General features: G+C 73.5%; 21 protein-coding genes and 1 pseudogene. 19 read left to right on the plus strand and 3 right to left on the minus strand.

Annotated elements, in window-relative coordinates; genetic code table 11:
• From CLV72_RS33500 to CLV72_RS30505, 9 genes and pseudogenes are all read left to right on the plus strand, one after another.
• Nucleotides 1-113: pseudogene (locus tag CLV72_RS33500) on the plus strand (succinate--CoA ligase subunit alpha); the annotation flags it as partial.
• 278 nt (nt 114-391) lie between these two features.
• Nucleotides 392-1213, plus strand: a complete 822-nt coding sequence (locus tag CLV72_RS30470; RefSeq protein WP_106253616.1) for a hydroxypyruvate isomerase family protein — start codon at nt 392-394, stop codon at nt 1211-1213.
• Between the two features lie 12 nt (nt 1214-1225).
• Complete coding sequence (locus tag CLV72_RS30475) at nt 1226-2110, plus strand: 2-hydroxy-3-oxopropionate reductase (RefSeq protein ID WP_106253619.1); 885 nt, start codon at nt 1226-1228, stop codon at nt 2108-2110.
• A 5-nt stretch (nt 2111-2115) separates the two neighbouring features.
• A complete protein-coding gene (gene gcl / locus CLV72_RS30480; RefSeq protein WP_106253621.1) occupies nt 2116-3840 on the plus strand; it encodes a glyoxylate carboligase in 1725 nt (574 codons plus the stop codon).
• 58 nt (nt 3841-3898) lie between these two features.
• Entirely contained in the window at nt 3899-5437 is a 1539-nt protein-coding gene (locus tag CLV72_RS30485; RefSeq protein WP_106253623.1) for an aldehyde dehydrogenase family protein, read from the plus strand.
• Nucleotides 5438-5635: 198 nt separating this feature from the next.
• Nucleotides 5636-6778, plus strand: a complete 1143-nt coding sequence (locus CLV72_RS30490; RefSeq protein WP_106253625.1) for an acyl-CoA dehydrogenase family protein — start codon at nt 5636-5638, stop codon at nt 6776-6778.
• Nucleotides 6775-7626: a phosphate/phosphite/phosphonate ABC transporter substrate-binding protein gene (locus tag CLV72_RS30495; protein ID WP_211303182.1), complete on the plus strand. Its 852-nt coding sequence runs from the start codon at nt 6775-6777 to the stop codon at nt 7624-7626. The genes CLV72_RS30490 and CLV72_RS30495 overlap by 4 nt, the downstream gene beginning before the upstream one ends.
• Nucleotides 7623-8867 carry a hypothetical protein gene (locus tag CLV72_RS30500; RefSeq protein WP_106253628.1) on the plus strand — a complete coding sequence of 415 codons (1245 nt, stop codon included), beginning with the start codon at nt 7623-7625 and terminating at the stop codon, nt 8865-8867. The genes CLV72_RS30495 and CLV72_RS30500 overlap by 4 nt, the downstream gene beginning before the upstream one ends.
• Before the next feature lie 102 nt (nt 8868-8969).
• Nucleotides 8970-10070, plus strand: a complete 1101-nt coding sequence (locus CLV72_RS30505) for a permease (protein WP_106253630.1) — start codon at nt 8970-8972, stop codon at nt 10068-10070.
• A gap of 57 nt (nt 10071-10127) precedes the next feature.
• On the opposite strand, the gene CLV72_RS30510 is transcribed toward CLV72_RS30505, so the two are convergent.
• Nucleotides 10128-10988: an alpha/beta fold hydrolase gene (locus tag CLV72_RS30510; RefSeq protein ID WP_106253633.1), complete on the minus strand. Its 861-nt coding sequence runs from the start codon at nt 10986-10988 to the stop codon at nt 10128-10130.
• A gap of 386 nt (nt 10989-11374) precedes the next feature.
• On the opposite strand from CLV72_RS30510, the gene CLV72_RS33765 reads away from it, so the two are divergent.
• Genes CLV72_RS33765 through CLV72_RS30530 form a run of 4 tightly spaced genes read left to right on the plus strand, consistent with a single transcriptional unit; the run spans nt 11375 to nt 15536 of the window.
• Nucleotides 11375-14107: a sensor histidine kinase gene (locus CLV72_RS33765; protein WP_106253636.1), complete on the plus strand. Its 2733-nt coding sequence runs from the start codon at nt 11375-11377 to the stop codon at nt 14105-14107.
• Between the two features lie 19 nt (nt 14108-14126).
• Nucleotides 14127-14567: a roadblock/LC7 domain-containing protein gene (locus CLV72_RS30520; protein ID WP_106253639.1), complete on the plus strand. Its 441-nt coding sequence runs from the start codon at nt 14127-14129 to the stop codon at nt 14565-14567.
• On the plus strand, nt 14567-14938 hold the full coding sequence (locus tag CLV72_RS30525) for a DUF742 domain-containing protein (protein WP_245930535.1): 372 nt from the start codon (nt 14567-14569) through the stop codon (nt 14936-14938). Before CLV72_RS30520 ends, CLV72_RS30525 begins: the two co-directional genes overlap by 1 nt.
• Nucleotides 14919-15536, plus strand: a complete 618-nt coding sequence (locus CLV72_RS30530; RefSeq protein ID WP_106253644.1) for a GTP-binding protein — start codon at nt 14919-14921, stop codon at nt 15534-15536. Before CLV72_RS30525 ends, CLV72_RS30530 begins: the two co-directional genes overlap by 20 nt.
• 9 nt (nt 15537-15545) lie before the next feature.
• On the opposite strand, the gene CLV72_RS30535 is transcribed toward CLV72_RS30530, so the two are convergent.
• Nucleotides 15546-16214, minus strand: a complete 669-nt coding sequence (locus CLV72_RS30535; RefSeq protein WP_106253647.1) for a response regulator — start codon at nt 16212-16214, stop codon at nt 15546-15548.
• Nucleotides 16211-17476, minus strand: a complete 1266-nt coding sequence (locus CLV72_RS30540; protein WP_106253649.1) for a sensor histidine kinase — start codon at nt 17474-17476, stop codon at nt 16211-16213. Before CLV72_RS30540 ends, CLV72_RS30535 begins: the two co-directional genes overlap by 4 nt.
• A gap of 481 nt (nt 17477-17957) precedes the next feature.
• On the opposite strand from CLV72_RS30540, the gene CLV72_RS30545 reads away from it, so the two are divergent.
• From CLV72_RS30545 to CLV72_RS30570, 6 genes are all read left to right on the plus strand, one after another.
• Entirely contained in the window at nt 17958-18203 is a 246-nt protein-coding gene (locus tag CLV72_RS30545; RefSeq protein ID WP_106253651.1) for a hypothetical protein, read from the plus strand.
• 220 nt (nt 18204-18423) lie between these two features.
• Nucleotides 18424-19416 carry a CPBP family intramembrane glutamic endopeptidase gene (locus CLV72_RS30550; RefSeq protein WP_106253653.1) on the plus strand — a complete coding sequence of 331 codons (993 nt, stop codon included), beginning with the start codon at nt 18424-18426 and terminating at the stop codon, nt 19414-19416.
• 635 nt (nt 19417-20051) lie between these two features.
• Entirely contained in the window at nt 20052-21152 is a 1101-nt protein-coding gene (gene pstC, locus CLV72_RS30555) for a phosphate ABC transporter permease subunit PstC (protein WP_245930536.1), read from the plus strand.
• An 8-nt stretch (nt 21153-21160) separates the two neighbouring features.
• Nucleotides 21161-22615 carry a phosphate ABC transporter permease PstA gene (gene pstA, locus CLV72_RS30560; protein WP_211303183.1) on the plus strand — a complete coding sequence of 485 codons (1455 nt, stop codon included), beginning with the start codon at nt 21161-21163 and terminating at the stop codon, nt 22613-22615.
• A gap of 50 nt (nt 22616-22665) precedes the next feature.
• Nucleotides 22666-24393, plus strand: coding sequence for a phosphate ABC transporter substrate-binding protein PstS (locus CLV72_RS33770; RefSeq protein WP_106253655.1), 1728 nt, complete (start codon nt 22666-22668; stop codon nt 24391-24393).
• The gene (locus CLV72_RS30570) at nt 24390-26918 is read left to right on the plus strand and encodes a hypothetical protein (RefSeq protein ID WP_106253657.1); all 2529 of its coding nucleotides are present in this window, start codon (nt 24390-24392) and stop codon (nt 26916-26918) included. The genes CLV72_RS33770 and CLV72_RS30570 overlap by 4 nt, the downstream gene beginning before the upstream one ends.
• Nucleotides 26919-26936 lie beyond the last annotated feature (18 nt).

Genomic DNA, 26936 nt, shown 5'->3' on the forward strand with positions numbered 1-26936 from the left:
GCACGGCCGCCGCCAAGAAGCAGGCCCTGGAGAAGGCCGGCGTCCGCGTGGGCAAGACCCCCACCGAAACCGCCGAACTCGCCCGCGAGATCTACGAGAAGCTCGGGCTCTAGCAGGCCGTTCGGGCCGGGCGGACCCTGTTCGGGACCGCTCGGTCCGAATTCGCGTGACCGCGGCCGCCCGGCGGAACGGCCGCACATCCGGCCCGCGTCATCCGCATTCCGGTACCGCTTTTCCGCGTTCTTGACATTTCCGCATTACCACCGCCCCCGGGCCGGCGCCGATCCGCCGGACCGGGGACCAGGGCGACGACCACGGGGCGCGACGCGTGCACCGGCCACCGCGCCCACCGGATGAGTGAAGCGAGGCACGAACCATCAGAGGGAGCCCCATGTCGCTGAGCGACCTGAAATACGACGTCAACCTGTCGATCGTCTTCACCGAACTGCCCCTGCTCGAACGCCCCGCCGCCGCCGCGGCCGCGGGGTTCGACGCCGTCGAGCTGTGGTGGCCCTTCGACACGAACCCGGTCCCCGACGACCAGGACGTGGACGCGCTGGTGAAGGCGCTCGAATCGGCTGGGACGCAGCTGGTCGGCCTCAACTTCATCGCGGGCGACATGCCCGGCGGCGACCGCGGCTGGCTGTCCAGGCCCGCGGACTCCGCCGGCTTCCTCGCCAACATCGAGGCGACGGTCGCCCTGGCCGAGCGCACCGGCACCCGCGTCCTCAACGCCCTGTACGGCAACCGGGTGCCCGGCGTGCCGGCGCGCGAGCAGGAGGACCTGGCCGTCGACAACCTGGCCATCGCCGCCCGCGCGGCGGCGCGCATCGGCGCGACCGTGGTGGTCGAGGCGCTGAACTCCTACGAGAGCCCCGACTACCCGATCGTCTCCACCGAGGCGGCGCTCGCGCTGATCGACCGGGTGCGCACCGAGGGCGGCGTCGACAACGTCGCCTTCCTGGCCGACCTGTACCACCTCGGCCGCATGGGCGAGGACCTGCACCAGGTCATCGCCGAGCACGCCGACCGCTTCGGCCACGTGCAGATCGCCGACATCCCCGGCCGGGGCCAGCCGGGGACCGGCGAACTCGACTTCACCGGCCTGCTCGGCGCCCTGGCCGCCAGCCCCTACCAGGGGCACGTCGGCCTGGAGTACAAGCCCCAGGGACCCAGCGCCGCCAGTTTCACCGGGCTGCCCGGCCACTCCTAAGGAGACTCTGACATGACCACGATCGGATTCATCGGCCTGGGCATCATGGGCGGCCCCATGGCCGCCAACCTCGTCCGCGCCGGATACGACGTCATCGGCTTCGACCTGGGCGCCGAGCGCCTGGCCAAACTGCGCGAGGACGGCGGCCGCGCCGCCACCAGCCTGCCCGAGGCGGTCGGCGAGGCCGACATCGTCATCACCATGCTGCCGGACTCCCCGGACGTCGAGGCCGTCGCCCTCGGCGAGGACGGCGTCATCGCCGCCGTCAAGCCCGGGACCCTCTACATCGACATGAGCAGCATCGCGCCGCTCACCGCCCGCCGGGTGGCCGAGGCCGGCGCCGCCGCCGGGGTGCGCACCCTGGACGCGCCGGTCAGCGGCGGCGAGCCGGGCGCCATCGGCGGCACGCTGTCCATCATGGTGGGCGGCTCCGACGCCGACTTCGAGGCGGCGCGCCCGGTGTTCGAGGCGCTGGGCAAGACCATCGTCCACGTCGGCGGGGCCGGCGCGGGCCAGACGGTCAAGGCCGCCAACCAGCTCGTCGTCGGCGGCACCTACGCGCTGGTGGCCGAGGCGCTGGTGCTGCTGGAGGCGTCGGGTGTGGACGGCAAGCGGGGCCTGGACGTGCTCGCCGGCGGCCTGGCCGCCAGCCGCATCCTCGAACTCAAGCGGCAGACCATGGTCGACCGGGAGTTCACCCCCGGCTTCCGGATCGACCTGCACCACAAGGACATGGGCATCGTGCAGTCCGCGGCACGGGCGGCGGAGGTCTCGCTGCCGATGGCGGGCCTGGTCGCGCAGCTGATCGCGTCCGCACGAGCCCAGGGGTACGGCACGCTGGACCATTCCGCGCTGCTGAAGGTCATCGAGAACCTGTCCGGCCGGTCGGAGGGCTGAGGTCAATGGAGCGAATTCCCTGCATGGAGGCCGTGGTCAAGGTCCTCGAATCCGAGGGCGTGGACACGGTCTTCGGAATCCCGGGCGCGGCGATCCTGCCGCTGTACTCGGCGATGCAGCACAGCGGCATCAAGCACATCACCGTCCGGCACGAGGAGGGCGGCACGCACGCCGCCGACGGCTGGGCGCGGGTCACCGGCAACGTGGGCGTCAGCATCGGCACCTCGGGCCCGGCCGGCACCAACATGATCACCGGCCTGTACACGGCGATGGCCGACTCCATCCCGATCATCTGCATCACCGGCCAGGCCGCCCGTGACAAGCTGCACACCGAGGCCTTCCAGGCCGTCGACATCGTCGAGATCGCCAAGCCCGTCACCAAGTGGGCGGTGCAGCTCAAGGAGCCGGCGCAGGCGCCGTGGGTCTTCCGCGAGGCCTTCCGGATCGCCCGCTCGGGCCGCCCCGGGCCGGTCCTGATCGACCTGCCGATCGACGTGCAGCGCGGCGAGTGCTACTACGACGCCGAACTCGACGGCCCGCTGCCGGTGGAGGTGCCCGAACCGCGGCCCGAGCCGGTGCGCGCGGCCCTGGAGATGCTGCTCACCGCGGAGCGTCCACTGATCCTGGCCGGCGGCGGCGTGGTCATCGCCGACGCCGACAAGGAGCTGCGCCGCCTCGCCGAGCACCTGCAGATCCCGGTGCAGGTCACCCTGATGGGCAAGGGCGCCTTCCCCGAGGACCACCCGCTGTTCGCCGGGATGGCCGGTATCCAGACCCAGCAGCGCTGGGGCAACGCCGCCTTCCTGGAGTCGGACCTGGTCCTGGCCGTCGGCGCCCGCTTCGGCGACCGGCACACCGGCGATCTCGACACCTACCGGCGCGGCCGCCGCTTCATCCACGTCGACATCGAGCCCACCCAGATCGGGAAGGTGTTCGAGCCGGAACTGGGCATCGTCGGGCACGCCCGCACCACCCTGGCCGCGCTGCACGAGCAGGCGGCGCAGATCGCCCCGGCCCGCGGCTCCTGGGCCTGGCCCGAGCGGGTGGCCGAGCTGCGCGACACGCTGCCGCGCCGCGACGACTTCGACGCGGTGCCGATCAAGCCGCCGCGGGTCTTCCGGGAGCTCAACGAGTTCTACGGCCCCGACACCACCTTCGTCACCGCCATCGGGCTGTACCAGATCTGGTCCGGCCAGTTCCAGCGCACCCAGCTGCCGCACCGCTACCTGGTGTGCGGCCAGGCGGGCCCGCTGGGCTGGGAGGTGCCCGCCGCGATCGGCGTCAAGGCGGCCTACCCCGAGCGCGAGGTGGTCGCGGTGGCCGGCGACTACTCCTTCCAGTTCCTGATGGAGGAGGTGGCGGTCGCGGCCCAGTACCGCATCCCCTTCGTCATCGTGCTGGTCAACAACGAGTACCTGGGCCTGATCCGCCAGGCGGAGCTGCCCTACGACATGAACTACGCCGTTGACCTGCACTACGCGGAGAACGGCGTGGACCACGTCAAGCTGATGGAGGCCTTCGGCTGCCCGGCGCGCCGGGTGACCGACCCGGAGAGCATCCAGCCGGCGCTGCGGTGGGCCAGCGAGGAGTCCGCCCGCGTGCAGCTGCCCGTCATGGTCGAGGTGATGGTCGAACGCGAGGCCAACGCCGCCATGGGGCAGTCCCTGGACGCGATCAAGGAGTTCGAACCGGTCCCCGAGCTGAGCCCGGCCGTCTTCGAGACCGGCTGAACCGCTCCGCCCTCCGTCATGAAAGCTTTGACCCATCCGTCCCCCTCCGGAGGATGACATGGCCCTGCAACTCAAGCCAGGCACGTCCTGGTCCGAGACCTACGACAAGGCGATCGCCGCCGCCCCCGAGGCCTTCGACGCCGACCGGGTCAACAACTACTGGGGCGGCCGCTGGCACACCGACGGCGAGCCCAGGCCCGCGACCTCGCCCATCGACGGCACCGAGATCGCCGGTCCGCCGATGCTGTCGCGTGCGGCCGCCGAGGAGGCGGTGCGCGCCGCGACCCAGGAGCACGAGCGGTGGTCGCGGCTCCCGCTCGCCGAGCGCAAGCAGCGCGTCAGCGCCACGCTCGACGCCTGGGAGGCGCACCGCGACCTGCTGTCCATGATGCTGGTCTGGGAGATCGGCAAGCCCTGGCGGCTGGCCACCCAGGACGTCGACCGGGCCATCTCCGGCGTGCGCTGGTACGTCGAGGAGATCGACCGGATGATGGACGGCCGCGTCCCGCTGGAGGGGCCGGTCAGCAACATCGCCAGCTGGAACTACCCGATGAGCGTGCTCGCGCACGCCATGGCGGTGCAGGCGCTGGCCGGCAACGCGGCCATCGCCAAGACGCCGACCGACGGCGGCCTGGCCTGCCTCACCCTGGCCACCGCGCTGGCCGCCCGGGAAGGGCTGCCCTTCACCCTGGTCAGCGGCGGCGGCCGCGAGCTGTCGCCTGCGCTGGTGCAGTCCCCGCACATCTCCTGCGTGTCCTTCGTCGGCGGCCGCGACGCCGGCGCCCAGGTGGCGACCGCCCTCACCGACCTGGGCAAGCGGCACATCCTGGAGCAGGAGGGCCTGAACTGCTGGGGGGTGTGGGAGTACAGCGACTGGGAGACCCTGGCCGGCCAGGTCCGCAAGACCTACGACTACGCCAAGCAGCGCTGCACCGCCTACCCCCGCTTCATCGTGCAGCGCTCGCTGTTCGACCAGTTCCTCGCCGCCTACCTCCCGGCCGTCGCGTCGGTGCGCTTCGGCCACCCGCTGGCCGTCGAGAACCCCGACGACCCGCTGCCCGAACTGGACTTCGGGCCGCTGATCAACGACGCCAAGGCCAAGGAGCTGTCCGAGCAGGTCCACGACGCGATCGTCGGCGGCGGCGTGCCCCTGTACCGGGGCACCGTCGACGACGGCCGCTTCCTGCCCGGCCAGGACACCCGCGCCTACGTGGCGCCGGTGGCGATCCTGGAGCCGCCGCCCTCCTCGCCGCTGTTCCACGCCGAGCCCTTCGGCCCGGTCGACAGCATCGTGGTGGTCGACACCGAGGCCGAGCTGCTGGCCGCGATGAACGCCAGCAACGGCGCGCTCGTGTCCACTCTGTCCTGCGATGACGAGGCGACCGCCAAGCGGCTGGGCCGCAGCGTGCGCGCGTTCAAGGTCGGCATCAACAAGCCGCGCTCGCGCGGCGACCGCGACGAGCTGTTCGGCGGCGTCGGCGACTCCTGGCGGGGCGCCTTCGTCGGCGGCGAGCTGCTGGTGCGGGCGGTCACCCAGGGCCACTCCGCCGAGCGGCTGCCCGGCAACTTCCCGAACTACACCCTTCACCCGGAGTAGCTGCTCCGAGCGGCCGGGCAGCAGCGGCCGCGAAAGGTTCCCGGTCCGGGAGCCGCACCTCATCACAACAGATAAGGATGCGGAGCGCCGGCCGGTGCGCGCCCCGAACGCCTTCGGGCGGGAGGGGCGCCGCCGGCCGCCGTGCATCCACGACACGCCGGACGACTGCCCGCCCGGCCGAGAGAGGCAGAGAGCACCGTGCCCGAGTACCTGGACGCCCTCGAAACGGTCATCGCCGACGTCGTCGCATCCGACGCGCCGGAGGTGGACAAGGAGGGACGCTTCCCCGAGCGCGGTGTATCCGCGCTGAAGGCGGCGGGAATCCTCGGACTGACCACCTCACCCGATGTCGGCGGCGGCGGAGGATCGCTGCGCGACGCCGCGCGGGTGATCGAGCGCCTGGCCGGAAACTGCGGCTCCACCGCCATGGTGGTGCTGATGCACTACGCGGCCACGGCCGTCATCGAGGCCCACGGCCCCAAGGACGTCCGCGAGGCCATCGCCTCCGGCGGCCACCTCACCACCCTCGCCTTCTCCGAGGCCGGGTCCCGCAGCCACTTCTGGGCCCCCGGCGGCAGCGCGACCGCCGACGGCGGCGACATCGTCCTCAATGCCGCCAAGAGCTGGGTCACCTCCGCCGGAGCGGCCGACAGCTACGTCTGGTCCAGCAGGCCGGTGGCCGCCCCCGGCCCGATGACCCTCTGGCTGGTCCCCGCCCGCACCCCCGGCGTCCAGGTCGCCGGGCCCTTCGACGGGCTCGGCCTGCGCGGCAACGACTCCCGCCCGGTGCGCGGCACCGGCGTGCGGATCCCCGCCACCGCGCGGCTCGGCGAGGACGGCGCCGGACTCGACATCGCCCTCGCCGCCGCCCTGCCCTGGTTCCTGGTGCTCAACGCCGCGTTCAGTGTCGGCCTCTGCGAGGCCGCGGTCGCCGAGGCGACCCGGCACGCCACCGCCACCCGGCTGGAACACCTCGGCCAGACCCTCGCCCAGCAGCCCGTCACCCGCGACGAGCTGGCCCGGCTGCGCAACGCCACCGACACCGCCCGCGCCTTCCTGGCCGACACCCTCGACGCCCTGGAGCAGAGCCGCCCCGACGCCACCCTGCGGGTGCTCCAGGTCAAGGCCGTCGCGGGGGAGACCGCGAGCGAGGTCACCGACCAGGCGCTGCGCCTCGGCGGCGGCGCCGCCTTCCGCAAGGAGCTCGGCGTCGAGCGCCGCTTCCGCGACGCCCGCGCCGCCCGCGTCATGGCGCCCACCACCAGTGCGCTGCGCGACTTCGTCGGCCGCGCCATCACCGGGCAGCCGCTCTTCGACGAGCCCGCCGGGGAGCAGGCGTGAGCGTCCCCGACGCGCTGCTGATGGGCGCGGTCGCCTACGACCCCAAGGTCGTCACCATCTGGGAGGGCTTCCGGCGCCGCCTCAACGCCACCGGCGTGCCCTTCGACTACCTCCTGTACTCCACCTACGAGCGGCAGGTCGAGGACCTGGTGGCCGAGCGGATCCACGCCGCCTGGAACTCCCCGCTGGCCTGGATCCGCGCCGAACGCCTCGCCGCGGCGGCCGGCCGGACCGTCACCGCCGAGCTGATGCGCGACACCGACCGCGACCTCACCTCCGTGGTGCTGGTGCGCGCCGACTCCCCGGCGCGGACTCCGGCCGACCTGGCCGGCGCCACTGTGGCGGTGGGCGCGGTCGACTCGCCGCAGGCCACCCTCATCCCGCTGGCCCACCTGGCCGAGGCGGGAGTGGAGGTGAAGGTCCGCCGCTTCGACGTCGGCGTCGGCCTGCACGGCGACCACATCGGCGGCGAGCGCGACGCGGCCCGCGCCCTGGCGGCGGGCGAGGCGGACGCGGCCTGCGTCATCGACGCCAACCAGCTGCTCTTCACCAGGGAGGGCACCCTCCCGCCGGGATCGGTGCGGGTCCTGGCGCAGACCGAGCGCTACGACCACTGCAATATGACGGTCGTCGACACCGCCCCGCGCTCCCTGGTGGACCCGTTCATCGCCGCGCTGCGCGCCATGTCCTACGCCGACGCCGCCGTGCGTCCGCTGCTGGACCTGGAGGGCCTGACGTCCTGGGAGCCGGGCCGCACCGACCGCTACGCCGCCCTGGCGCGCGCCGTCGACCGCTTCGGCTTCTACGGCGCCGACGGGACGGTCACCGCGGCGGAGTACCGGCCGTGACCCCCCGCCCAGGGGGCGGGGGAGCCGCGTCCGGCCGGGTCGACCTGGCCGGGCTCGGCTTCACCGACGGCGCCGACCTGCTGGTGCGGCGGGCCCTCGCGGGCCTGCCGCCCGGCGGGCGGCTGCACGTGTCCGGGCGGCACCCAGAACTCCGCGTCCACCTCGGCGCCTGGTGCCGCGGCGCCGGGCACCGGCTGGAGGACCCCGAGCCCGACCCCGGCGGCTCAGGGGCGCCGCCCAGCGACGCGGCCGTCGCCGTGGTCGTCAAGGGCCGCCGCGACGACGACCGCTGGTTCGGCGCGGTGCGGGCCGGCTCCGCGCACGGCGTGGTCGACCGGCCGCCCGGCAGCTGGGGGCTGGCCGCACGCGGCGCCCTGATCGAGGCCGGCGGACCCGAGGTCCACTTCGACGTGAACGAGCGCGAGGTGGTCTGGGCCGACGCGGTCGCGCGGATGTACGCGCACGCCGCCTCCCGGCAGTGGGACCCGGCCACCGCGGTGGACTGGAGCTCGGCCGCCGGGCTCGACCCCGAGATCGAGACGGCCGTCGTGCAGCTGATGACCTACCTGGTGGAGAACGAGCAGGCGGCGCTGATCGTCCCGGCCCGCTTCCTCGGCCGCATCCACCCGCACTTCCGCGAGGTCGTGCAGCTGCTGTCGGTCCAGGTCGCCGACGAGGCTCGGCACATGGAGGTGTTCAACCGGCGCGCGCTGCTGCACCGCGACCGGCTGGGCACCTCCTCGGCCGGCGGCCGGGCCTCGCTGCTCACCCTGGTGGAGGAGACCGACTTCTCCATGGCCTCCTTCCTGCTCTCCGTCCTCGGCGAGGGCAGCTTCGTGGACCTGCTCGCCTTCCTGCACACCTACGCCCCCGATCCGGTCACCCGCCGGATCGCCTGGCTGGCCATGCAGGACGAGCGCCGCCACGTCGCCTTCGGCGTCGCGCACCTGCAACGGCAGGCCGAGCAGGACCCGGCGCTGCTCGGCCGGCTGCGCGGGGCCATCGAGCGCCGCCACGACGCGCTGGCCGACACCGCCGGGCTCAACGACGACGTGTTCGCCTCGCTCGTCGTGCTAGCCGCCGGGGAGTGGACCCCGGCGGCCATCGCGGCGGGCGGCGAGCGGGTCCGGCGGCTCCAGCACGCCATGGACGACGGGCGGCGCCGCCGCCTGGTCCGGCTCGGCTTCCCGCTCGACGAGGCGGCCGAACTGTCCGCCCTGCACACTCGCAACTTCATGTGACCGCGCCCGGCGCGGCCCCGCGAGGGCCGCGCCGGGCGGGCCGCGGACACCCCCTGGAACGGCCCCCGCGGCGCGGCCGCGGGGGCCTGGAGAGGACCCCTCATGTCTGTGGTGAACGAAAGGGTGCGGCCGCCCCGGCCCGCCCCGTCCCTGCTCATCCTCGGCGCCGCGGTGGCGCTGCTGTGCGTCGCCCTGGTCACCTGGTCGAAGTGGTGGCCCTACGTCTTCCGCACGATGGACATCGCCGCGACCGGCGCGGTGGGCGACCCGATCCTGGCCGGAGCGGCCGGCGGGGCCGCCGGCACCCATCCGATCGCCGCCGGCTGGGACTTCGCCGTCACCTACACGCTGGCGGTGTGGAAGGCGCTGCTGACCGGACTGGTCATCGCGGCCGCCATCGACGCGCTGCTGCCGCGCGCCTGGCTGCTGCGGCTGATGGGCGACGGCCGCCGCCCGCTGCGCTCCACCCTGACCGGCGCGCTGCTCGGCCTGCCGACCATGATGTGCACCTGCTGCGCCGTGCCGGTCACCGCGGCGATGCGCCGCCGGGGCGTACCGGCCGCCGCCGCCTTCGGCTTCTGGACGGCCAACCCGATGCTCAACCCGGCCGTGCTCGTCTTCTGCCTGCTGGTGCTGCCCTGGGAGTGGACGGCGGTGCGCTTCGCCGCGGGCGTCGCCATGGTGCTGTGCGTCGCCGCCGTCTTCGCCCGCTCCCGCGAGAGCGTGCCCGAGCCGGACGGGACCGCGCGCGGGGCGGCCCTGCCCGCCACCCCAGCCGGCGAGCCCGGGCCCGCCTCCGCCGCCGACGCGCTCCGCCGCTTCGCCCGCACCTTCACCCGGATGGCGCTGATCCTGATCCCCGAGTACCTCGGCATCATGTTCCTGATCGGCGTCGCCCAGACCTGGGTCAGCCCGGCCGACTGGGGCGCCTGGGCCGCCGGCGCGGTCGTGCTCGCCGCGCTGGCGGGCGCGCTGCTGGCCGTGCCGACCGCGGCGGAGATCCCGGTCGCGCAGGGCCTGTACCACGCGGGCGCCGGGCTGGGGGTGGTCGGCGCGCTGCTGGTCACCCTGCCGGCGCTCAGCCTGCCCGCCCTCATCATGCTCAGGCGCGCGGTGCGCCCGCGTGAACTGCTGCTGCTCAGCGCGGCGGTGGTCGCCGTCGGCATCGCCTCGGGCGGTGCGCTGGCGCTGCTGGCCGGCTGAGCCGCCGGACGCGCGGGCCGGCGGCCCGCGCCGGAGGGCGCCGCCTGCCCGGGCGGGTCAGGCGGCGCCCAGGAAGCCGCGCAGCGCCGGCATCAGCCGCGGGTCGCGCAGCACCGCGGTGTGCGAGCAGTCCGGGTACACGATCACGTCGCTGTCGGGGACGCGGTCGCAGATCGCGCGGGCGTCGTCGAGCGGGTAGAAGGCGTCGTGCTTGGCGGCCACGACCAGGGTCGGCGCGGAGATGTCCGGCAGCCGGTCGAACAGGTCGGCGGCCACCTCGGCGCGCAGCATCGCGGCCAGGCCGGCGGGGTCGTCCGGCGCCCCCTCGACCAGCCACATCAGCCGGGCCAGCGCCAGCCGGAGCGGGCGCGCCGCCACGGTGGGCCGCAGCACCGGCTCGGCCGCGCACGGGCGGCCGGCCGCCACATTGTCGGCGTAGGCGGCGGTCAGCTCGCGGCCCAGCGGCCCCAGCCGGCAGGCCGTGCCCATCACCGCCAGCCGCGCCACCACCCCGGGGTGGTCGGCGGCCAGCTGCTGGGCGGCGATGCCGCTGGTCGACAGGCCCAGCACCGGGACCGGCCGGTCGAACAGCTCCCGCAGCGCGTCGGCGTGGTCGGCGGCGATGTCGGCCATGGTGGCGCCCTTGCCGAGCCCGGGGCGGCGGCCCAGGGCGTACACGGTGAACGCGTCGGCCAGCGGGCGCAGCATGGAGCGCTCCTCCGCCAGCCGGCCGAGGCCGGTGGGGTTGCGGTCGGTCGCGACCGCCGTGCGCAGCCATACGACCGGAGGGCCGGAGCCGAGGGAGGTGTAGGCGATCCCGTTGCTGGTGGTGCCGGCGCGCGGCGGTGTCGCCGTGGAGGTCATGGGGGTATCCAGCTTCTCGACGGGCCGGATGCGGTACTTCTCGCGGGCGATCATCCGGCGGACCGCAGACGAGGGTAGCCCGTCGAATCACCGGAGGGCCGCAATCTTGACGCGGCGTTAACGAGCACGAAACCGGACAACCGGCTTGGTAACACAGCGTGTCGAAACCATTGTGACCTGCGACGGGGCGCCGACCGGCCCCGAAGCCGGCCGCGACCCCCGCGCCACGGTTTCCCCGGGGCATCCGGATACGGAAGGATGGACCCCCGCAGGGCGGTCGTTCCAGGGCATCCCGCGCATCGACCTCGATCGAATCGAATTCGCGATCTAGGCCACAGGGACCGGCCCCGTGCACTAACGTTCCGTGTCCGTGGACTATCGTCAGGTAGCTGAGCGCTGACGGCACGCGAACCGACCTCCGGAACAGTGAAGGCGGAATCATGACGCAGGCTCGAACCCGCGGCGTCAGCAGCAGACCAGTCGCCACGCGGCTGCGGCGCCTGGTGCTGATCCCCGGACTCGCCCTGCTGGCCGTCTGCGTCATGGTGGCGGGCGCCTTCGGCTACGCCGGCCTCGCCCAGCGCTCCACCGCCACCGGAGTGCAGAGCGCCGCGGTCGCGGCCGAGCGGGTGCTGCACGCCGTCGTCACCGAGCGCGGCGCCACGATGCGCGCCCTGGCCGGCGACGACACCGCCGCCGGGGAGCTCGACGCCCACCGCGCCGCCACCCAGGCCGAACTCCAGGCCTTCACCGCGGCGGCGGAGCCGCTCACCGGCCACCCCTCCGAGCGGGTGGGCGAGGCGGCCGGCGGCTTCCTCGCCGCGCTCGCCGTGCTCCCGCGCGTCCACGAGCAGGTCGACGGCGCCGGCTCGGGCGCCGAGGAGGCGGCCGAGCGCTTCACCGACTACAACGGCGTCGTCGACAGCGGCCTGAACCTCTTCACCACCCTGGGCGCCGAGGCGCCGGCCGGGCCTGCGGCCGCCGAGGCGATGTCGGCCGCCGCCCTGCTGGGCGCCGCCGACCAGCTCGCGCGGGCCGACTCCGTGCTCGGCGCCGCCCTGGTCCGCGACGAGCTGACCGGCGCGCAGCGCGACCAGTTCGCCCGGCACGCGGGCGCCTACCGGGGCCAGGTGCACCGCATCGCCCCCGCCCTCGGCCAGGCGCCCGCCGTCCAGGCCTACCAGGACCTGGTGACCGGCCCGGCCTGGCCGGAGCTGGCGGCGGTGGAGAGCACGGTCATCGCCGACGAGGTCGAGGTCACCGTCGACGCGATCACCGGCGAGGAGCAGCGCGATCTCGCCCCGCCCGTCTCCGAGCAGGAGTGGGCCGACGCCGTGCTGCCGGTCCGCGACGCGCTGGACACCCTCGCCTCCCAGCAGGTGGCCGCCGCCGGGGCGAGCGGGGTGGCCGCCTCCGACGGCACCTTCACCGCCGGCGCCGTCGCCAGCGGCATCGCGCTGCTGCTCGCGATGGCCACCATCGTCGTCTCGCGCCGCAACGCGGGCGCCATCCGGCGCCAGCTGATCCGGCTCCGCGACGACAGCGCCATCCTGGCCGACCACCGCCTGCCCTGGATCGTCCGGCGGCTGGAGCGCGGCGAGAAGGTCGACCTCGACGCCGACGTGCAGGAGCTCGACTTCGGCTCCGACGAGGTGGGCGAGGTGGCGGCGGCGCTGAACTCCATGCAGCGCACCGCCATCAACGCCACCATCAAGCAGGCCGAGACGCGTGAGGGCGTCAGCAAGGTCTTCATGAACATCGCGCACCGCAGCCAGGCGCTGATCCACCGCCAGCTGGTGCTGCTGGACAAGCTGGAGCGCGAGCAGGAGGATCCCGACCACCTCAAGGAGCTGTTCCAGCTGGACCACCTCGCCACCCGCTCCCGCCGCAACGCCGAGAACCTGATCATCCTCGGCGGTGTGCAGCCCGGCCGGAAGTGGCGCAAGCCGGTGCCGCTGGTCGACGTGCTGCGCGGCGCGATTTCTGAGACCGCCGACTACGTCCGGGTCAAGCTGCGCCCGGTGCCCGAGGTCGCGCTCACCGGCCAGGCCGTGGCCGACGTCATCCACCTCGTCGCCGAGCTGGTCGAGAACGCGGCCGCGTTCTCGCCGCCGCACACCCGCGTCGAGGTGCACGCCGAGCAGGTGCCCAAGGGCGTCGCGGTCGAGGTCGAGGACCGTGGGCTCGGCATGACCGCCGAGGAGTACGTCAAGGCCAACGAGACCCTCGCCAACCCGCCAGAGTTCGACGTGCTGGTCCTCACCGAGGACTCCAGGCTCGGACTCTTCGTGGTGGCGCGGCTGGCCGCCAGGCACGGCATCGCGGTCCGGCTGCGCAGCTCGCCCTACGGCGGCACCCAGGCGGTCGTCCTGATCCCCTCGGAGCTGGTCGAGGCCCGATCCTCCGCCCCGGCGGGCGCCGCCCGGGCCGCCACCCAGCGCGCCGCGGCCACCGCCGAGGGCGGGCGCAACGGGCGCGAGCCCGTCCGGCCCGCCGGGCGCCGCGACGCCAGCATCGTGTCCATGCGCGGCCAGCGCGGCACCGCGACCGAGGGCGCCGACACCGCGGCGGTGCCCGCCGTCCCGGCCGCGAGCCCGGCGAGCAACGGCGCCGCGGCCGGCAGCGGCCAGCGCACCGCCCCGGCGGCCTCCCGGCCGCCGGCCCCGGCCGCCCCCTCGTCGGGGCCCGGGCGCTCGGGCACCGCCCCGCCGCCGCCCGAGACCGACCCGTCGGGCCGGCCGAAGCTGCCGCAGCGGCGCCGCCAGGCCAGCCTCGCGCCCCAGCTGCGCGAGGACACCTCCACCCTGGCGGCCCCCGTCGCCCCCGCGCCCGAGGAGTGGGACCGCACCCCGGCGCAGATGCGCGACCTCATGTCGGCCTTCCAGCGCGGCTCCATCCGGGGCCGCGAGGCGAGCCTGCGCGAGGCCGACGAGACTCCGGCGACCGGCACCCCCGCCTTCACCGCAGACGACGCGCTGACCGACAGCGCTACCGCCGACGCGGGCACGCCCGGGAACGAGCCCGAGCGCCCCGCCGCGGCACGGCAGGACCCGGGCGCGACGGAGCGCACCGGGTCGCCGTCGGAACCCACCACAGGTCCGTCCGGACCCCCCGGGACGAACGATGCCGCTGCGCAGCCGTCCGGCGGGACCGGGCCGGCAGCGCAGAACTGAACAGCTGAAGGGGTCGAACATGGTCGAACAGGGCAAGGCCGCAAAGGATCTGGACTGGCTGCTCGACGACATGCGCGAGCGCGTGCCCGGCGTCCAGCACGCCATCGTGCTCTCAGCGGACGGCCTGCTCATCGGCAGGTCCGCCAGCCTGTCCCGCGAGGACGGCGAGCACCTGTCCGCGATGGCCTCCGCGTTCCAGAGCCTGGCCAGGGGCGCGGGCCGGCACTTCAGCGGCGGGGCGGTCCGGCAGACGGTGGTGGAGATGGAGCAGGCATTCCTGTTCGTCACCGCCGCCGGCCACGGCGCCTGCCTCGCGGTCCTGGGCGCCGAGCACGCCGACGTCGGCATGATCGCCTACGAGATGAACCTGATGGTCCGCCGCGTGGGGCAGTCCCTCGCCTCGATGCCCAGGGTCGCGGCGGCGGGCGCGGCGGCCGGGAACGCCGCGCCGCTGTCATGATGACGCGCGGCGACTCGTCGTGGTTCGACGAGGCCGCAGGCCCGCTGGTGCGCCCCTACGCGGTGACCGGCGGGCGCACCCGGTCGGGCCGCACCGAGTTCGACATGATCAGCCTGGTCGTCGCGGCACGCACCGAGACCGACCGCAGGACGCTCGACCCAGAGCACCTCACCATCCTCTCCCTCTGCCGGCAGCCGATCTCCGTCGCCGAGCTCGCGGCGCAGCTCGACCTGCCGATGGGGGTGGTGAAGGTGCTCCTCGGCGATCTGCTGGACCGGGGCGACATCCTCGCCCGGGCTCCCGCCCCCGTCGCCCGGCTCCCCGAACTGAACGTACTCCAGGCGGTTCTCGATGGCATCAGCAGACTCTGAGACGACGGCCGACACCCCCCGGTCGGCCGACGAACTCCCACTGGCGGTCAAGCTCCTCATCGCGGGCGGCTTCGGCGCCGGCAAGACCACCCTGGTGGGCTCGGTCAGCGAGATCACCCCGCTCAACACCGAGGAGGTGATGACCGAGGCCAGCCTCGGCGTGGACGACGTGGCGGGCGTGGAGGCCAAGACCACCACCACGGTGGCGCTGGACTTCGGCCGGATCACCATCAACGACGGCGTGGTCCTGTACCTGTTCGGCACGCCGGGCCAGGAGCGGTTCTGGTTCATGTGGGACGAGCTGTGCCACGGCGCGCTCGGCGCGGTGGTGCTCGCCGACACCCGCAGACTCGAGAGCTGCTTCCCCTCGGTGGACTTCTTCGAAGGGCGCGGCATCCCCTTCGTGGTGGCGGTGAACCAGTTCGACGGCGCCCACCACTACACGACCGACGAGGTGCGCGGCGCCCTGGACGTCGGCGACGATCTTCCCGTGGTGCTGTGCGACGCGCGTGAGCGCGAGTCGGGCAAGGAGGTGCTGCGCTCGCTGGTGCTGCACGTCATGAGCCGGATGGGCGCACCCGCCGCCGCGACGGGCTGAGCGCCGGACCTAGGGCGGGCCGAGCCGGCTGGCGGCGTACAGCGCCAGCCGGGTGCGGTCGCGCAGGCCGAGCTTGCGCAGGATGCTGGAGATGTGGTTCTTGACGGTGCCCTCGGTGATGAACAGCCGGCGGGCGATCTCGGCATTGGCCGCGCCGGTGCCGACCAGCCGGGCCACCTCGCGCTCCCGCTCCGACAGTTCGGCGCCGCCGCCCGCCTCGGCCGCCGGGCCGGGCGCGGGCTCCGCCGGCGCGCGGCGCAGCGCCGCCACCACCCGCGCGGCGGCCGGACCGCCCAGCACGGTCTCGCCCCGCGCGGCCTTGGCGATGGCGGACACCAGCTCCTCGGGCGGGGTGTCCTTGAGCAGGTAGCCCCGGGCGCCGGCGCGCAGGCCGCCGAAGATGTACTCGTCCTCGTCGAAGGTGGTGAGGATCAGCGCGGCCACCTCCGGATGCGCCTCGCCCAGCCGCCGCACCAGCTCGATCCCGTCCATCCGGGGCATCCGGGCGTCCACCAGGGCGACGTGCGGGCGGGTACGGGGGACGGCGGCCAGCGCCTCGACGCCGTTGGCGGCCTCGCCGACGACCTCGACCGAGTCCTCGATCTCCAGCAGCTTCCGCAGCCCCTGCCGCATCAGCACCTGGTCGTCGACGATGAGGACGCGCACCGGCGCGCTCACCGCGCCGCCGTTCCGGCCGCCGCGGGCCGCTCCGCCGGTGCGTCGGGCGGGGCGGCCACCGGTACGGTGACCCGCAGTTCGAAGCCGCCGCCCTCGGGGTGCGCGGTGGCGACGGCGCCGCCCGCGCTCTCGGCCCGCTGCCGCAGGCCAGACAGGCCGAAGCCCGCCTCGACGGCGTCGGGGTCGGCGCCGCCGCCGTCGTCGGTGACGGTGAGCCGGGCGGCGGCGGGGGAGAAGGCCAGCTCGGCGCGGACGTGCGCGGCGCCGGAGTGGCGGGCGGCATTGGTCAGCCCCTCCTGGAGCGCCCGGTAGAGCAGCAGTTCGGCCTCCTCGGACAGGCCCGGGTCGGTGCCGGTGGTACGGAAGGAGACCTCCATGCCGGTGGCGTCGAAGGACTCGGCCAGCGCCAGCATCGCCTCTCCGCTGGCCTGGCCCTCCAGGGCGAGCGGTTTGAGCGCCCGCACCCAGCGGCGCGTCTCAGTGAGCGCCTGGTGGGTCAGCTCCTCGGCCTGGTCGACCTCGGCCCAGGCGGCGTCGGGCCGGGCGGTGCGGTAGCGGCGCGCATTGCGCAGGCCGAGGCCGATGACGGTGAGGTAGTGGCCGACGGAGTCGTGCATCTCGCGGGCCATCCTGGCCCGCTCCTCCGCGACGGTCAGCTCCCGCACCCGGGCGGCGGAGCGTTCCAGTTCGGCGTGGGCGTCGGTGAGTTCGGCCAGCAGCCTGCGGTTGCGGCGGTCGGCCTCCTGGGCGCGGGTGAGCACGGTGGCCATCACCACCAGCCAGGCGGCGAAGAGGGCGATGAACGCGCTCTGGAACAGGGCGCTTCCGAGGTCGTAGCGCGGATTGGTCGACGTGACGCCGAAGGCGTAGAGCGTCAGCAAGGTGGCGTAGCAGACGCCGCCGACCGTGCCGAAGACCGAGACCGTGTGCAGCATCGCGATCGCCATCAGCAGTGCCGCGGTCAGGCTGCCCATCAGCATGCCGATCGTGGTGAGCACGCTGAGGAAGACGACGCTGAGGACCTTGCGGAAGGCGGGTGCGCGCGGGGTCCAGCGCAGCAGCGGCCACAGCGCGAGCAGGATCGGTGCCACCGCCGGTCCCGCTCCGACCGCGATGCGCTCGAACTGCGTCAGCATCGCCCATTCCGGGATCCGAAAGACCCGGTAGACGAATTCGGCGCACAGCACCGCGAGCGTGCCCCACAGCAGAACACTCAGCAGCAGCGGTGCGCGATCTCCGCCCGCGTCATCCGGTTCGGTCATATCCGCAGATTAGCAGCGCACCGGCGCCGCGCCGAGATGAGCATGGCGATCAACCGGCCGCGGCGGCCGTTTCATGTCCTCCCATGACCGTGGTCATGGAGAAGGGCATGACCACGGTCATGCCGGCGGCGATCACATATGACCCGCGAAAGGCCGGCTGGCATGACGGAATGGTGTCGCCAGCGAGATTCGCGCGATAGGAACGACAATTATCTTTCCCTTATGTATATCTCGAAGGAGAATCCGTTCGTCCGGTCGGGTGCGGCGGGCCGCAGGGTCACCGACCCGGTCGCCGTGTTCCTGCCGGCGCCCGTGATCTACGGACTCGGGATGGTGCTGGGCATGCTGCTCATCACACCGCTCGGGCTCCTGATCCCGGTGGACTCCGTCGGACATCTGACCTTCGCACTGGCGCTGCTGAGCACGATCACTGGGCACGCGCCCGTCTTCGCGCTGCTGTGGCTGTGGCTGCGGTTCCACCATGTCGGTGTTCACCCCGTTCCAGGGGCAGCATGCGCTGGGCTGGTTCAGCCACCCCCTCGCCTCCCGCCTGCTCGGCGGCGAGGGCCGCGGCGGGCCGTTCGAAGGCTTTCCCGCCACGATCCTGCTGGCGCTCGCGGTGGCGGTCACGGCGCTGGCGCTGTGGCGGCGGGCGGCCCGCGCGGGAGCGGGGCCGGCCGCGGTGGACGCGGCGGCGGAAAGCGCCGACGCGCGGTCGCCGGTATGAGCGAGGCTCCGCGCTCCGTCCGATTCGCGGAGCGCGGAGCCTTCCGGCGGTGCGGTTCCTCGCCCCTTTCCGACATTTTCGTGACCGGTGTCATGGGACATCGGTGACCGTCGTCATGCGTGGCAGATCCCGATATGTCCTGGGACGGATGCGGTGAACATGCCGGAACGGTTTCTCCGGGGGGATTCGGCCGGTGGGCGGCGGCCCTTAGCTTCGCGGCATGTTGTTCTCGAAGAAGAATCCTTTCGTCCGGTCGGGGGCCGCGGGCCGCAGGACCACCCATCCGCTGCTCGCGCTTGTGCTGGTATCGGTCATCTACGCGATCGGGACGGTGCTCGGCACACTGCTGATCACGCCCTTCGCGATGCTGTTTCCGGAGGAACCGACCGGCCATCCGGCCTTCGCCATGCGGCTGGTGTTCACCGTGCTGCAGCACGCGCCGATCTTCGTGCTGCTGTGGCTGTGGCTGCGGTTCTACGAGCGGCGCGGTTTCGGCACGCTCGGCCTGCGCTTGGAGCGCGGCGCCTGGTCGCGGCACGCGCTGGGCTTCGGTATCGGGCTGGCCTTCGTGCTCGGTTGGCTGGGCCTGCAGTTCCTGCTGGGCAATCTGCGGCTGGAGCGCTGGGTCCAGGTGCCGGACGCGGCCGCCGCGCTGCTGCTGGTGTGGATCCCGGTCATGTACCTGAACCGGCTGATCATGATCGCGATCGAGGAGATCCTGTTCCGGGGCTGGCTGCTGCAGACGACCGCGGTGCGCTGGGGGGTGCCGGCCGCGGTGGCCTTCTCGTCCGCCGGCTTCGCGCTGTTCCACTTCGTCAACCCGCTCAGCCTGCTGTTCGGAACCGCGCACCACTTCCACTGGGCGCTGGCCGCCAACCTGCTGCTGTGGTCGGTGCTGGCCGCGCTGCTCACCCTGGCCGGGCGCTCGCTGTGGGCGGCGGTCGCCCTGCACGCCGTACCGCTCTGGTTCACCACCTGGGGGCTGGTCTCCTTCGAGTCGCCGCTGGCCGTGGCCTGGTTCAGCCACCCCCACGCCTCCCGGCTGCTCGGCGGCGAGGGCAACGCGGGGCCCTTCGAGGGCTACCCCGCCACGATCCTGCTGGCGCTCGCGGTGGCGGTCACGGCACTGGTGCTGTGGCGGCGGGCGGCCCGCACGGAGGTCGGACCGGCCGATCCGGCCCCGGAGGACGCCGACGCGCGGGCGTCGGTCTGAGGGAAGGCCCCGCGCTCCGTCCGATTCGCGGAGCGCGGGGCCGTTCCGGTCCGGCTGACGGGCGGTGTGCTCGCGGGACCGGACCGAAACCGGCTGCACCGCCGCGGCCGATTTAGGCTCCGTTCACCTTTGCTTCAGCGAAATAGCCGTATTCCGCTGCATTTCATGGCGCAGTTTCCGCACTCCCGGGACCGTCTTTTCGATCATGGCGGATGTGCGCCGGCAGCCCTTTTGACCTGCCGCGCGGCCGCGAGCGGCCTGCCGTGCCGCACCGCCGGAGGGCGGGAAGGGCGGCTGCTGCGGGACTCCGGCCCGCGCTGACCGACTGTGGGCGGCCGGTCACGTGCCGGGACCCCGCCGCCGGCGCCCCGGTAAAGGGATCAGGGATATTCGACGGTCCAAAAAAGGATCGTCCAGAGAGATGCCGTGTTCGGCACCATTTGTTCACTTCGCCATCACACTCCTGTCGGGGAAATGTCCGGAGCGCGTACTGAACCGCTCCGTAACTTTTGTCGCGATACGCGCCGTGGCGATCAGCCGTCCGCGGCCGTCCGCAGCAGCTGAGGAGACCCGGCAGTGACCAGCTCCGCCGACGTCCGCGCCACCGCGCGGGCGCACGCCAGGAAGGCGCTCCGGTGGCCGCGACCGTGACGGCGCCGCTGCCGCCCGAGGACGGCGGCGGCCCCGGCGGCCCGGACGACCCGGGCGGCACCGTCCAGCCGCCACCCGCCGAGGGCGAGGACGCGCCGCGCCGCGTCAAGGCGTCCATCGGCCCCGACGACCACGTGTTCCGGCTGCTGGCCCGGGCCGGCGGCTTCACGGTGCTGGCCGTCATGAGCCTGGTCGGCGTCTTCCTCACCTACCAGGCGTGGCAGGCGCTCCAGGTGGCGGGCTGGAGCTTCTTCACCACCTCGGAGTGGAACCCGGATTCCGGCGTGTTCGGCATCGCGGCCGTGCTGACCGGAACCGTCCTGATCGCGCTGGTCGCGGTGGTCATCGCGGTGCCGCTGGCCGTCGGCACCGCCCTGTACATCTCCGAGTACGCGCCCCGGGGCCTGCGCCGCACCCTGGTGAGCCTGGTCGACCTGATGGCTGCGGTGCCCAGCGTCGTGTACGGCATCTGGGGGCTGTTCCTGCTCCAGCCCGAGCTGCTGGTGGTCGGGCCGCAGGGCGACGGGCTGCCGCGCTGGCTGGCCACCTACGCCGGCTGGATTCCCATCTTCCGGGTGGACGGCTTCGACCCGCGCGACCCCATCGCCGCGGGCACCGCGCTCACCTCGTCCACCTTCATCGCCGGGATCGTGGTGGCGATGATGGTCACCCCCATCGCCTGCTCGGTGATGCGCGAGGTCTTCTCTCAGGCGCCCGCGGGCGAGCGCGAGGGCGCCTACGCGCTGGGCGCCACCAAGTGGGGCATGATCCGCACCGTCGTGCTGCCCTTCGGGACGGGCGGCATCATCGGCGGCACCATGCTCGGCCTCGGCCGGGCCCTGGGCGAGACCATCGGCGTCTACCTGATCATCTCGCCGGTCTTCGAGATCCAGACGCACATCCTGGAGAACGGCGCCAACTCGGTGTCGGCGCTGATCGCGCTCCGCTACGGCGAGGCCAGCCCCTTCGCGATCTCGGCCCTGATGGCCGCCGGCCTGGCGCTGTTCCTGATGACCCTCGCGGTCAACTTCGTCGCATCGTCGATCATCGCGCGGAGCCGGTCCGGCGCCGCCAGCGACGCCTAGGGGGTCCGATGACCGAGCCGCACCGGCCCTCGCCGGCCGAGCAGCGCGCCATGGGCGAGGACATCGCCGCCGGGGACGCGCCCACCGCGACCATCCCGTCCGTCCGCGTCGGCGACACCCGGACGCTGCCCGCCGTCGACGCCGCGGAGACGACCGAGCTGACCGCCGCCCCGGGCGCGCCGCCGCGCCCGGAACCGCGCTCCCTGCCCGAGGTCGCCACCCGGATCAGCACCCAGCCCGGCCCCGACCTCGCCGGCACCACCACCCTGCCCCGGCCCTCGCCCGGCGGCCCCGAACGGCGCCGCGTCACCACCACGCTGCGCGCCACCGACTACTGGGCGATGCTCGGCGCGGCCGCGGCCGCGCTGGCCACCGCCGGGCTGCTCTACACCCAGCTCACCCCCTTCACCGGCCTGCTCGGCTTCGCGGTGCTGAGCTACCTGCTCTTCCTCGGCGTCTACGCGCTGCTGGTGTCGCTGGACGAGAGCGGCCCGGCGGTGCCGGACCGGGTGGCGGCCGCGCTGGCGGCCACCATCGCCTACGTGCTGCTGGCCGGGCTGGCCCTGGTCATCGTGTTCACCCTGGTCCGCGGGTACGAGCCGCTGCTGTTCCCGAACTTCCTGACCCAGGACATGAGCCTGGCCGGGCCGCTGCAGGGCCTGGAGGTCGGCGGCATCCTGCACGGCATCGCCGGCACCCTGATCGAGATCGCCATCGCGCTGGCCATCACCGTGCCGCTGGGCATCCTGTGCGCGGTCTTCCTCAACGAACTGCCCGGGGCGTTCAGCCGCTTCGTGCGCACCATCGTGGAGGCGATGACCGCGCTGCCGTCCATCGTGGCCGGCCTGTTCATCTACGCCACCGCGATCATGCTGCTCGGCCTGGACCTGTCGGGCTTCGCCGCCTCGCTGGCCATCACCGTGATGATGCTGCCGATCGTGATCCGGGCCGCCGACGTGGTGATCCGGCTGGTCCCCGGCACCCTGCGCGAGGCGTCGCTGGCGCTGGGCGCCAGCCAGTGGCGCACCGTCTGGCACGTCACCCTGCCCACCGCCCGCTCCGGGCTGACCACCGCCGTTATCCTCGGCACCGCACGCGGCATCGGTGAGACCTCGCCGGTGCTGATCACCGCCGGCTTCACCACGAACCTGAACCTGAACCCGCTCGAAGGCCCGATGGTGTCGCTGCCGCTGCTGGCCTTCCGGCTGATCGCCTCGCCCGAGCCCGCCATGATCGCCCGCGGCTTCGGCGCCGCCTTCACCCTGATGGTGCTCGTCCTGGTGCTGTTCGTGCTGGCCAGGATCATCGGCGGCCGCGGACCCGGCCGGCTCAGCCGCCGCCAGGAGCACCGACGGGTGCGCCGGTCGCGCCGCGACGCCGCCCGGATGGCCCGGCGCGCCGCCCAGCGCGCGAACGCGTACGCCCTCCCGTCCGACGCCCCCGCAGCGGAGCCGCCGCGATGAGCGGCCCGCGCCAGCCCGACGCGACCCCCCGCCGACAAGGAGCCGTTCCGATGCCCACGTCCACCCGACCGGGCGCCCGCCCCGCACCGCCGCGGCGGCACAGCCCGCTGCGCGCGTTCGCGGTGCTGGCCGTTCTCGCGCTGCTGGGCGTCACCGTGCCGCCCGCGGCGGCGGACACCTCCTACACCAGGATCTCGGGGGCCGGCTCCACCTGGAGCCAGAACATGGTCGACCAGTGGGTCCGCAATGTGCGGGCCAACTACGGCATGGTCGTCGACTTCTCCGGCACCGGCTCCTCCGACGGCCGCAACCAGTTCCGCAACGGCACCGTCCAGTTCGCCGTCTCGGAGATCCCCTACGGACTGCGCGACGGCCAGAACGTGGACTCGCCGCCCAACCGCGACTACGCCTACATGCCGATCGTGGCCGGCGGCACCGCGTTCATGTACAACCTGCGCATCGGCAGCAGGCGCGTCACCAACCTCCGGCTGTCCGGCGAGGTCATCGCGCGGATCTTCACCCGCGACATCACCCGCTGGAACGACCCGGCCATCGCCGAGGACAACCCCGGCCTGAATTTGCCCGCCACCCCCATCACCCCGGTGGTGCGCTCCGACGGCTCGGGCACCTCGGCGCAGTTCACCACCTGGCTGGAGACCGAGCACCGGGGGATCTGGCAGGACTACTGCGCGCAGACCGGCCTCAACCCGTGCACGCAGACCTCCAACTACCCGACGGTCAACGGCATGGTCGCCCAGTCGGGCTCGCTGGGCGTGTCGGGCTACGTGTCCCGCAACAACGCGGTGGGCTCCATCACCTACGTGGAGTACTCCTACGCCCTCAACACCGGCTTCCCGGTGGCCAAGGTCCTCAACGCCCAGGACTACTACGTGGAGCCGACAGCGGAGTACGTGGCGGTGGGCCTGCTGCGGGCCAGGATCAACGAGGACCCGAACTCGTCGGCCTACCTCACCCAGGACCTGCGCAACGTCTACCGGCACAACGACCGGCGCGCCTACCCGCTGTCCAGCTACTCCTACATGATCCTGCCGACCAGCACGGAGACCGGGTTCACCCAGGCCCACGGCCGCACGCTGGGGGCCTTCGCCGACTACTTCCTGTGCGAGGGCCAGCGCCAGGCCGGCGTGCTGGGCTACTCGCCGCTGCCGATCAACCTGGTCGAGGCGGGCTTCGACCAGATCGAGCGCATCCCCGGCGCCGACGTCGAGAACGTCAACATCGCCAGCTGCAACAACCCCACCTTCTCCAGCGACGGCAGCAACACCCTCGCCGAGAACGCGCCGCAGCCGCCCGACTGCGACCGCCGCGGCCCCACCCAGTGCGCCAGCGGCACCGGCGGCGCGGAGGAGGAGACGCCCGTCGACAACAGCGGCGGCGGTGGGGGAGGCGGCGGTGACAACGGCGGCGGCGGTGGCGGCGGCGGCGACAACGGCGGCGGCGGTGGCGGGGGAGGCGGCGGGCAGGACTCCGACGGCGACGGCATCCCCGACAGCGAGGACCCCGACCCCGACTCGGCCGCGTCCGGCGACCCGCTGGCCGGCGGCGGCGCGGTCGACCCCGAGACCGGCGAGGTGATCGGCGGCGACGGGCTGGGGGCCGGCGGCCAGCCCGTCGCCGGGATCCCGGTCTCGCTGATGGCCGACTCCGGCTGGGGCCTGCGGCACACCCTGATGCTGCTGGCCGGCGTCTCCCTGATCGCTCTGGTCGTCGGCCCGCCGCTCGTCTCCCGCCTGGTCACCGCACGGAGGAGATCATGAGAGCCACCCCGGTCCGCCGCACCGGCGCCGCACTCGGCGCCCTGATGATCGCCACCGCGACCCTCGCCCTCGGCCCGGCCGCCCCGGCGGCGGCCGACCCGGGCGAGCTGACGGACTCCGCCGTCACCGTGCGCTGGGACGACGGGACTCGCGACCCCGAGCACTTCATGTACCAGGGCTTCCGCGACCTGGAGGTCACGGTCTCGCAGACGGAAGGACTGGTGAACCAGTCCATCTCGGTCTCGTGGACCGGGGGGCGGCCCACCACGCGCGGTACCCACGACGGCCAGGACGTCCCCTACGGCAACCACTACCTGCAGCTCATGCAGTGCTGGGGTGGCCCCGAGGGGCCCGAACCCGAGCAGTGCCAGTTCGGTGGGTATCCGCCCAATTCGGCCAATCTCTACGGCCATTTCACCCAGCTCCGCGATCCGTTCAACCGGACCCCCGACCCGGCCGGCACCTTCGACGGCCGCTTCACCGCGGTCGACGGCACCACCGTGCCGGCGGCGGGCATCGGCACCTACTTCAGCTTCAACAACACCAACGAGATCGTCGGCGCGCGCACCAGCGGCAACGGAACCGGCCGGGTCTACTTCGAGACTCAGACGGTGACCGAGGCGCAGCACCTGGGCTGCGGTGCCGCGCAGGAGGGCCCGGACGGCGAGGTGACGGGCCGCTCGTGCTGGCTGGTGATCGTGCCGCGCGGTGAGCACCTGCCCGACGGCAGTCCGCATCCGCTGCAGTGGGGATCTCCGCTGCAACCGACCAACTGGGCCCAGCGGATCCAGGTGCCGCTGGACTTCGCGCCGGTGGGCGAGTTCTGCCCGATCGGCGCCCCGGAGCGCTCCATCCTCGGCACCGACCTGATGTCCGAGGCGCTCAGCTCCTGGCAGACCACCCTGTGCGCAGGGGGCGGGGCCGCCTACAATTACACGCTCGTCTCCGACCAGCAGGCGCGCGGCCAGGTGGCCGCCGGAGGCGACAGCGCACCGCTCGCCCTCACGCAGCTGCCGGTCGCCGGCGACGACTCCGTGGTGCACGCCCCCGTGGCCGCGTCAGGGGTCGCGATCGGCTTCAACATCGAACGCAACTACCCCGAGCCGCGGAGCCCCGAGCAGCAGGCCCTCCAAGGAGTGCCGCTGGACGAACTCAACCTCACGCCCCGGCTGCTGGCCAAACTGCTCACGCAGTCCTACCGCATCCACGTGCCGGGCGGGAGCCAGCCGAACAACCCCGACGCCGAGCACGTCGCGGGCAATCCGGTCAACTTCCTCCAGGACCCCGACTTCCTCCAGCACAACCCGCAGCTGGCCGACGTGATGCCGGTGACCCGCCATCCGCTGCTGGTGCCGATCTACTACTCCGACGCCATCCGCGAGGTGTGGCGGTACATCATCGCCGACGAGGAGGCGCGCGCCTGGCTGGAGGGGCAGCCCGACGAGTGGGGCATGGTGGTCAACCCCCACTACGAGGCCATCGGCCTGACCGAGACGCCCTTCCAGAACTTCCCCAAGGAAGACCCGACGCGGTTCTCCGCGGCGGCCGACCGGCCCGGCTACGACACCATCGCGCTCTCCCCGTACATGGACGACATGGCGGAGACCGCCCGCAACACCCTGCGGGCCGACGACCACAGCGCGACGGTGTGGGACCCCAACATGCTGCCCAGGCCCGGCTACCGGGAAGGCGACCCGCAGAACCCGGGCCAGCGGCTGATCCTGAGCATCACCGACACCACCGCCGCCGACCGCTTCGGGCTCGCCACCGCGAACCTGCGCAACCAGGCGGGGGAGTTCGCGGCCGCCGATGAGGAAGGGCTGGCCGCGGGCATCGAGGCGATGGTCCCCAGCGACGCGGCCCCGGGCGTGTTCGAGGTCGACCCCGAGGCGGTGTCCGCCGACGCCTACCCGCTGACCCTGCTCACCTACGCCGCCGCCAACACCGAGTCCGGCGACGAGGAGGCGGTGGGCGACTACGCCGCCTTCCTGCGCTACGCGGCCGACGAAGGCCAGCGGCCGGGCGTCGGGGCGGGCATGCTCCCACCCGGCTACCTTCCGCTGCCCGGGCCGATGCGTGCCCAGACCGAATGCGTCGCCGACTACCTGGAGGACGACGGCCTGGCCGTGGAGGAGCGGGCCGACGGAACCCTGGGCTGCGTGGCGGCCGAGACTCCGGGCGGCGGGAGCGGTCCGGACGATCCCGGCGCCGGCGGCCTCGACGACCCGCCCCCCTTCTCCAACGACGACCTGGGCCCGGCACCCGACCTGGTTCCTGTCGCCGACGGCCCGGGCACCGACGACCTCGGCCCGGACGACACCGGCGGCGGCCCCACCGACGAGGTGCCGGACGGCGGCGAGCCCAGCGCCCTGCCGAGCGATACCCCGCTGGTCGCCGGCATCACCCCGACGACCCCGGCCGGCTGGCTGCGCTGGGCGCTGATCGCCGCCCTGGCCACCGGCCTCCTGGCCGCCCTCCTCGGTCCTCTGCTACTGCGATTCGCTCCCCGCCGGACCGGACTGTGAGGGCATGAAGCCGCACTG

Source organism: Allonocardiopsis opalescens, from assembly GCF_003002095.1.
GTDB classification, from domain to species: domain Bacteria; phylum Actinomycetota; class Actinomycetes; order Streptosporangiales; family Streptosporangiaceae; genus Allonocardiopsis; species Allonocardiopsis opalescens.